Origin of the sequence: Duganella caerulea (assembly GCF_040362985.1) — a bacterium.
Taxonomy (GTDB): Bacteria; Pseudomonadota; Gammaproteobacteria; order Burkholderiales; family Burkholderiaceae_D; genus Rugamonas; species Rugamonas vulcania.
Window position 1 is genome coordinate 794,768 of the sequence record NZ_BPWJ01000003.1, and the last position, 8,343, is coordinate 803,110.

The 8,343-nt window shown below is 64.1% G+C and carries 7 protein-coding genes; all 7 read left to right on the forward strand.

Annotated features, from left to right (window positions below):
* The first annotated feature begins 1 nt into the window (after position 1).
* The 7 genes from rfaE1 to ACUJB0_RS12830 all read left to right on the forward strand — a co-directional run bounded on the left by rfaE1 (position 2) and on the right by ACUJB0_RS12830 (position 8,339).
* A complete protein-coding gene (gene rfaE1, locus ACUJB0_RS12800; RefSeq protein ID WP_161085886.1) occupies positions 2–949 on the forward strand; it encodes a D-glycero-beta-D-manno-heptose-7-phosphate kinase in 948 nt (315 codons plus the stop codon).
* Positions 950–1,071: 122 nt separating this feature from the next.
* Entirely contained in the window at positions 1,072–1,488 is a 417-nt protein-coding gene (locus tag ACUJB0_RS12805; protein ID WP_444845547.1) for a ComEA family DNA-binding protein, read from the forward strand.
* A 90-nt stretch (positions 1,489–1,578) separates the two neighbouring features.
* The gene (locus ACUJB0_RS12810) at positions 1,579–2,934 is read left to right on the forward strand and encodes a M28 family peptidase (protein ID WP_444845548.1); all 1,356 of its coding nucleotides are present in this window, start codon (positions 1,579–1,581) and stop codon (positions 2,932–2,934) included.
* 73 nt (positions 2,935–3,007) lie between these two features.
* Positions 3,008–3,751: a hypothetical protein gene (locus tag ACUJB0_RS12815; RefSeq protein WP_444845549.1), complete on the forward strand. Its 744-nt coding sequence runs from the start codon at positions 3,008–3,010 to the stop codon at positions 3,749–3,751.
* Between the two features lie 40 nt (positions 3,752–3,791).
* On the forward strand, positions 3,792–5,111 hold the full coding sequence (locus ACUJB0_RS12820; protein ID WP_444845550.1) for an MBL fold metallo-hydrolase: 1,320 nt from the start codon (positions 3,792–3,794) through the stop codon (positions 5,109–5,111).
* On the forward strand, positions 5,111–6,484 hold the full coding sequence (locus ACUJB0_RS12825; protein WP_444845551.1) for a polysaccharide deacetylase family protein: 1,374 nt from the start codon (positions 5,111–5,113) through the stop codon (positions 6,482–6,484). The genes ACUJB0_RS12820 and ACUJB0_RS12825 overlap by 1 nt, the downstream gene beginning before the upstream one ends.
* Positions 6,485–6,593: 109 nt before the next feature.
* Positions 6,594–8,339, forward strand: a complete 1,746-nt coding sequence (locus tag ACUJB0_RS12830) for a methyl-accepting chemotaxis protein (RefSeq protein WP_444845552.1) — start codon at positions 6,594–6,596, stop codon at positions 8,337–8,339.
* Positions 8,340–8,343 lie beyond the last annotated feature (4 nt).

Here is an 8,343-nt window from a genome sequence, read left to right on the forward strand (position 1 = left end):
TGTGAGCACTGACGTTACGATTTATAAAGCACCGGCGCTGGAGCAGGTGCGCATCCTGGTGGTAGGCGATGTGATGCTGGACCGTTACTGGTTCGGCGACGTCAGCCGCATTTCGCCGGAAGCGCCGGTCCCCATCGTCCGCATCGAGAAGCGCGAAGCGCGCCTGGGCGGTGCGGCCAACGTGGCGCGCAACGCGGCCGCGCTGGGCGCGCGCGCCGGCCTGCTGGGCGTGGTGGGCGCGGACGAGGCCGGCAATGAAGTGGAGCACATGCTGCAAAGCGGCGGCATCCACAGCTACCTGAAGCGTGACGACGCCATCTCCACCATCATCAAGCTGCGCGTGATCGGCCGCCAGCAGCAGATGGTGCGCATCGACTTCGAAGAGCCGCCGACCGACACCGTGCTGCGCGACAAGCTGCTGCAGTTCAAGGCGCTGCTGCCCGACTACGACGTGATCGTGCTGTCGGACTACGCCAAGGGTTCGCTGGTCAACGTGGCCGACATGATCGCCTCGGCGCGCGCCGCCGGCAAGGTGGTGATGGTCGATCCGAAAGGCGACGATTTCAGCCGCTACGCCGGCGCCACCGTACTGACGCCCAACAAGTCGGAAATGAAGCGCATCGTCGGCAGCTGGAACAGCGAAGAGCAGCTGACCGCGAAGGCGCAGGCGCTGCGCGCCGAGCTCAAGCTGGATGCGCTGCTGCTGACCCGCTCGGAAGAGGGCATGACGCTGTACACCGACGGCCAGCAATTCCACATGCCGGCGCAGGCGCGCGAAGTGTTCGACGTCTCCGGCGCGGGCGACACGGTGATCGCCACCATGGCCGCCATGCTGGGCGCGGGCGTGGGCTGGAACGAGGCGGTGCAGACGGCCAACCGCGCCGGCGGCATCGTGGTCGGCAAGCTGGGTACGGCGACCGTCACGCGCGAGGAATTGTTCAACGCTTGACGGCCGGGCTTTGACGCTTGTCATAAAAGCTTCATGAACGATCTGTCAACCGACGCCGAGGCTGGCCGTTAAGGGTGTTCAAGGCGCGCTTGCCGCCTTTCACCCACCACGGAGATTGAGACATGTTCAAGAAAATTTTGCTGGCGGTTGCAACCCTGATTGCAACGATGGGCTTCGCTTTCGCGCAGGTCGATGTCAACAAGGCTGACGCGGCCGCGCTGGATTCGGTCAAGGGCATCGGCCCGGCCAAATCGAAGGCCATCATGGAAGAGCGCAAGAAAGGCGATTTCAAGGATTGGGCGGACTTCGAGAAGCGCGTGAAGGGCATCGGCGAGAAAAACGCCGTCAAGCTGTCGCAGGCTGGCCTGGTAGTGAACGGCAAGCCACTGGACGGCGCCCCAGCCGCCACGGCGCAAACCGCCAAGGCTGACAAGGCCACCGACAAGGCCGCCGCCAAGGCCGACAAGGCCGCAGCGAAAGCCGCCAAGGCCGACAAAGCCGCCGCAGCATCCACGCCAGCAGCGCCGCCTGCCAAGTAATTCCGTCGCAGCCACACAACCCGCAGCCAGCCGCTGCGGGTTTTGTTTATCCGTGAGAAGATATTGAGATCTTTTCACCGGAGTCCGACGATGTATTGCAAGTCCCTCATCTTGTCCCTGCTGGCCGTCGCGCCAGCCTTCGCGGCCGCGCCCGACACCAACCGCCACCAGGCCCAGATCGACCAGATCGTGCGGGAAATTTCTCCGGCCCGCATCGAAGGCTATATCAACAAGCTGGTGGGCTTCCGCACGCGCCACACGATGTCGGACACGGTTTCCGATACCGAGGGCATAGGCGCGGCACGGCGCTGGATCAAGAGCGAGCTGGAGCGCTGCGGCACGGCCCAGGGCGGGCGTCTGCAGGTGGCGTTCGACAGCCACGTGGCGCCGGTCTCCGCGCGCATCAGCCGTCCGACCGAGATCGTCAACGTGGTGGCGACCTTGCCGGGCACGCAGGCGGCGTCGGTGGACCGCATGTATGTGGTGAGCGGCCACTACGACTCGCGCAACACCGACATCATGGACGCCAAGGGCGATGCGCCGGGCGCCAACGACGACGCTTCCGGCACCGCCGCCGTGATGGAGATGGCGTGCGTGATGGCCAAGTACAAGTTCGACGCCACGCTGGTCTTCATGACGGTGGCGGCGGAAGAGCAGGGCTTGCTGGGCGCGGCGCACTGGGCCGAGCAGGCCAAGCAGAAGAACCTGAACGTCGCCGGCATGTTCACCAACGACATCATCGGCAGCTCGCACGACGAGCACGGCAAGGTCGACAACACGCAAGTGCGCCTGTTCGCCGAAGGCTTGCCGGTGCAAAAGGAAAACAGCGACGCCGTGCGCACGCTGATCCAGACCGGCGGCGAAAACGATTCGCTGTCGCGCCAGCTGGCGCGGGCGGTGAAGGAAGCGGGCGAGCGTTATGTGCCCAGGTTCAAGGTCAACATCATCCAGCGCCGCGACCGCTACCTGCGTGGCGGCGACCACATGCCCTTCCTGGAGCGCGGCTACGCGGCGCTGCGTTTCACCGAGCCGGCCGAGGACTTCAACCACCAGCACCAGAACATCCGCACCGAAAACGGCGTGCTGATCGGCGACCTGCCGCAGTACGACGACTTCAACTACATCGCCCAGGTGGCGCGCGTCAACGCGGCGGCCTTGTCATCGCTGTCGCTGGCACCGGCCGCGCCGGCCAAGGTGCAGGTGCGCACCGCCAAGTTGCAGAACGATACCGAGCTGGTCTGGCAAGCCAATGCCGAGCCCGACCTGGCAGGCTACCGCATCGTCTGGCGCGACACCACGGCCGCCGAATGGCAGGGCAGCCAGTTCGTCGGCAAGGCCACCGAATTCACGGTGCCGCTATCGAAGGACAACTACTACTTTGGCGTACAAGCCATCGACAACGAAGGCAACGCCAGCCCGGCCAGCTATCCGACGCCGTTGCGTTAATTGGCATTGAACTCGTTTTGCACAGACTCTGATTGAGAACTCCGCCGTACAGTGAGCTTTTTGAGTCCACTACATGGCGGAGAAGACATCCGGTTGGCCAGTCACGGGAGGCTCCGGCCCTGCACCCGGAATCATCGGAATTACCGACCAGACGTCGGTTCGTGCGCTGTGCGGTTATTATCCGCCGGGGAACGGCGTCGAGTTTGTCTACGTCCCGTCGTCGCGGCAATTTGTCACGGGTCGGCCTGTCGTGTGCCGCTTCAATGGATCGCCGCACCAACAACTTGCACATTCGATTAATGCGGTACATAGTTATGTCCTGGGCGGTATCGCATCAATCCTGGGAGGCGAAATGAGGGCGCCGTCACTTTTGCTTGCGGAAGCATGGCCATATTGCTGGCTGATGGAAATTAGTGGCCGCAAGCTCGGGGTTCATACGCGCGACGGATGGTGCATGCAGTCACATGGCGTGGCGCATGTCATCGATTCCGAGAGGATGTGTATGCATCTTTTGCCGGTTCTTGAGTTGGACTTTCAGGACTTCTCCGGATTTCTGAAGGATGCCGAGAGCCGGTTTCCGGAATATGCTGCGAGCATACAGGCATTTCCAGCCAAGTCGTTATTGAGGCATGCGTTGAGCGCTTCCGTCAGCGGGTATTGGCCGGAGAGGGCGTTGGCCTGGCTCGATAACGATCCGTCGATGCAGGACGAATTGAAAGCCGAACTGCATCTGCTCACTCTCAATAAAGTCATGCCGCAGGGGAGCCGGCAAGTGGCGAAGCGGATGGTGCGGAATCTCTCCGCCGTTTCGGTTTGAATGCGATATCATCGCGGCCCCGTTGTCGCTCACCCATCTTATGACACTCAAGATCTCCCGCATCCTGCACGCAGGCTATGTCTTCGAATGCGACGGTACGCTGATCGCATTCGATCCGATATTTGAAAACCCGTTCAGCAGGAATTGCCACGCCTTTCCCGACGTGCGCTTCGATCATGCGCTGATACGCGGGATGAAGCCGGACGCGGTTTTCATCTCGCACTTCCACGACGATCACTGCTCGCTGGAGAGCCTGGACCTGCTCGACCGCGCCACGCCGATCTACCTGTATTGCCTGTTCGACGAATTGTTCGCGCTGATACGCGCGCTGGGTTTCGTCAACGTGCTGCGGCTGGAGGTGGACGCTCCGGTGCAGGTCGGAGCGATCGAGGTCATTCCGCGCCGGGCGCTCGATGCCGATGTCGATTCGATGTTCCACATCCGCGCCGCCGGCCTGAATGTGCTCAATGTGGTCGATTCGTGGATGGACCCGGAGACGCTGGAACAGCTCAAGCCCTACGCGCCGTGGGACATGGTGCTGTGGCCTTTCCAGACCATGCGCGAGATCGATGTCATCGCGCCGTCGCGCGCGCAGGGCGGCGTGCCCGAGCTGCCGGAGGAATGGCCGGAGCAGCTGCAGGCGCTGGCGCCGCGCTATGTGGTGCCGAGTTCCTGCCAGTTCGTGCAGGAGCCCTGGTCGTGGTACAACCATGCGCTGTTCCCGATCACTTACCGCCAGTTCGCGCAGGAGGTGGGCGCGTGGCTGCCCGATGCCGTCATCGTGCGCCTGAATCCATCGGTGTCGGTGGAGCTGACGCCGCAAGCGCTGGCGCCATCCGCGCCGCTGCCGTGGGTGCTGCCGGTCGGCGAGCAGGATGTCGATTACGAGTACGACGCCGACATCGTGCCGCCGCCGACGTCCGACATCGCCCGCCACTTCGCGCCGCTCGACGCCGGACAGACCGCGCTGGCGCTGGACTACTGCACCAGCGGCCTGCTGGAAAAGTATCAGGACATGGAGCTGCCGCCGGACAGCTACTTTGAAACGCCGTGCATCTGGCAGCTCTCGGTCTACGACCATGAGGGCGCCGTGCGGCAGTTCCGCTACCGCGTCCACGGCGACAGCATCGCCATCACCGGCGACGAGGAAGCGCCGACGTGGATGACCGAAATCCCCATCGCCAAACTGTACGCGGGCCTGGCGCTGGGCGAGTCGCTGACGTCGATGTACATGCGCATCAACGGCGCGCCGCCCGATGCCGATATCGTTGATGATCCCCTGATCCGCTGCCTGTTCAACGACGCCTTCGGCGCGTATCAGTCGGCGCAACTTCAACGCATCAAAGAGAGAACCGCTTAATGACATTGGTCCGTGCCTTGCTAATCGCCGCCATGCTGTGCGCCTCCACCGCGCAGGCGCAATCGGTGGCCTTCACGTTTGACGATGGACCCAAGCTGGAAACGACGCCGCTGCTGTCGCCGCAGCAGCGCAACCAGGCGCTGCTCGGCGCGCTGGCCGCGCATCATGTGCAGGCGGCGCTGTTCGTCACCTGCGGCTACGGCGCGGACAAGCCGGAAGGCTACGCGCTGGCCAAGGCCTGGGGACAGGCGGGCCACGCGCTCGGCAACCACACCATGACCCATCCGGACCTGAACGACGCCAAGCTCACGCTGGCGCAGTACCAGCAGGAAGTGCAGGACTGCGACCGCATCACGTCGACGCTGCCCGGTTATCAGAAGTGGTTCCGCTACACCTTCCTGCGCGAGGGGAACACGCCCGAAAAGCGCGACGGCATGCGGGCGTTCCTGAAGGAGAGCGGCTACCGGAACGGCTACGTCAGCCTCGATACCAGCGACTGGCGGCTGGATGAAAAACTGACCGACGTGCTGCGCGCCGATCCCAAGGCCGACATCGAGCCGATCCGGCAGGCCTACCTGTCGCACCTGCGCCAGCGCGCCATCGCGTACCGCGATTTGTCGCGCAAGCTGGAAGGGCGCGATATCCCGCAGGTCATGCTGATGCACCACAATCTGATCAACGCGCTGTGGCTCAAGGATGCGATCCAGCAGTTCATCGACATGGGCTGGACCATCGTCACGCCGGCGCAGGCGTACGCCGATCCAATCTACCAGCTGCAGCCGGAGCGCCCGGCGCCGGGACAGAGCCTTCTGCTGTCGATCGCGCGTACGCGCGGCATGGGCAAGTTCGAGGGCTGGGAGCGGCTGGTCGACGACGGCGATTTCGAGATCAATGCACTGGCCGTGGCCGACGGCGCGCCGGCGCCCGATCCGCGCGACACGGCCAATATGGCGCGCTGCCGCGCACTGCTGGCCAAGCCGTTCCCGCTCGCGCGGTTCGAGGCGCTGTTCAAGACCACGCTGGTGCTGGATGTGAAGAAGACGCCGCACGACTGCGTGTACGGCTATTTCGACAAGGCCAACCCGAACGCCGGCGCGCTGCTGGTGTTGAGTTTTTCTCACCGCAAGGACTCGCTGAAGAATTACGAGGAGAGCAAGAACCAGCTGCGCGGCGACGGGCCGCACCTGCCGGATTCCGCGTTCGACTTCACCTATCACCGCTATGGCCTGTATTTCATCGAGGTGCTGACCACCGAGAAGGATTGGGTGGTGGTCGCGACCGCGCGCCAGCAGCTGCTGCCCGAGGCGGCCAGGCTGGCCGTTGACTTTATGAAAACGGCGACTATGCAGAAGTGGGCGCCGCTGCCGGACTAGGCCGCACTGGCGCTTTCGCCAAGAAACAACAGTCAGGAAAACCGTCCCGTACGGCGCGCCAGATTGGTGCGCATTGAGTCTACAATTGACTCAATAGTCGGGGGCGATCATGAAAAGCAAATTCTCCATCAAGAATATTTTCATTTTGTTCTTCCTGGTCAGTCTGGCATTGTCCTGCCTGACCTTGTGGGCGCTGGTGCGTATCTCGACCAAGGAGGCCGAGCTCAACCACGCCAGCGAGGCGCGCTACCACTCCTACCTGCTGGCCGACGAATTACGGCAGAGCTCGGACGACTTGACCCGGCTGGCCCGCACCTACGTCGTCACCGGCGATCCCAAGTACGAAAAAGAATACCTCGACATCCTCGATATCCGCAACGGCAAGAAGCCGCGCCCGCAGCACTACGAACGCATCTACTGGGACTTCGTCGCGGCCGGTGTCGACAAGCCCACGCCGGACGGCGAGACGGTCGCGCTGGCGGACCTGATGCGCCAGGCCGGCTTCACCGAGGAGGAGTTCGGCAAGCTGAAAGAGGCGCAGGCCAATTCGGACGGGCTGGTGAAGACCGAGGTCATCGCCATGAACGCGGTCAAGGGCTTGTTCGACGACGGCACCGGCAAGTTCACCAAGACCGGGCCGCCCGATCCCGAGATGGCGCGCAAGATCATGCACGACGAGCAGTACCACAAGAACAAGGCGAAGATCATGCAGCCGGTGAACGAGTTCCTGGTGCTGCTGGACCAGCGCACGGGCGCGGCGGTGGCCAACGCGGCCCATAGCACCAACATGGCGTTCTGGACCGCGATCGCGCTGCTGATCCTGTTGGTGGGCGCGTCGCTGCTGTGCCTGTTCATGATCTACCGCCACATCAAGCTCAGCTTCGATCACGCGATCGACACCGCGCGCAATATCGCCGAGGGCGACCTGAGCCACGATATCCGCGTCGAGCGCGACGACGAGGTCGGCCACCTGATGGATGCGATGAACACCATCAACACCAACCTGACCGGCATGATAGGCCGCATCCGCTCCAGCACCGACGAGATGCTGGTGGCCACCGACGAGATCGCGCGCGGCAACGCCGACCTGTCCTCGCGCACCGAGGCCCAGGCCAGTTCGCTGGAGCAGACCGCCAGCTCGATGGAGCAGCTGACCGACACCGTCAAGCAGAACGCCGACAGCGCGCGCGCGGCCAACCAGTTCGCGGCCGACGCCTCCATCGTGGCGGTGCAGGGCGGGGCGATGGTGGCGCAGGTGGTCGACACGATGGGCTCGATCAAGGCCAGTTCCACGCGCATCGTCGACATCATCGGCGTCATTGACGGCATCGCGTTCCAGACCAATATCCTGGCGCTCAACGCGGCGGTGGAGGCGGCGCGCGCGGGCGAGCAGGGGCGCGGTTTCGCGGTGGTGGCGTCGGAGGTGCGCAACCTGGCCCAGCGCAGCGCGGCGGCGGCCAGGGAGATCAAGGAACTGATTGGGGCGTCGGTGGAGACGGTCGATGCCGGCAGCAAGCTGGTGAACGACGCCGGCAGCACCATGACCGTGCTGGTGGCGTCGGTGCAGAAGGTGGCCGGCATCATGGCGCAGATCACCGAGGCCAGCCAGGAGCAAAGCACCGGCATCGGCGAGGTCAACCGCGCGGTGACGCAGATGGACGATATCACGCAGCAAAACGCGGCGCTGGTGGAGCAGGCCGCTGCGGCGGCCGAGAGTTTGCAGGAACATGCGCAGGCGCTGGCCCAGTCGGTGCAGGTGTTCCACCTGAAGGGCGAGGCGGCCAACGCCGCGCGCCGGCCGGAGCCCCGGCTGGCGCCGCCGCGCGCGCGGCTGGCGCTGCGCGGCGTGCGCTGAACTG

Excerpts from the sequence above, each read along its gene's own strand:
- ACUJB0_RS12805 (WP_444845547.1), top strand. The coding sequence starts at position 1,072 with ATGTTCAAGAAAATTTTGCTGGCGGTTGCAACCCTGATTGCAACGATG.
- ACUJB0_RS12810 (WP_444845548.1), top strand. The coding sequence starts at position 1,579 with ATGTATTGCAAGTCCCTCATCTTGTCCCTGCTGGCCGTCGCGCCAGCC.
- ACUJB0_RS12815 (WP_444845549.1), top strand. The coding sequence starts at position 3,008 with ATGGCGGAGAAGACATCCGGTTGGCCAGTCACGGGAGGCTCCGGCCCT.
- ACUJB0_RS12820 (WP_444845550.1), top strand. The coding sequence starts at position 3,792 with ATGACACTCAAGATCTCCCGCATCCTGCACGCAGGCTATGTCTTCGAA.
- ACUJB0_RS12825 (WP_444845551.1), top strand. The coding sequence starts at position 5,111 with ATGACATTGGTCCGTGCCTTGCTAATCGCCGCCATGCTGTGCGCCTCC.
- ACUJB0_RS12830 (WP_444845552.1), top strand. The coding sequence starts at position 6,594 with ATGAAAAGCAAATTCTCCATCAAGAATATTTTCATTTTGTTCTTCCTG.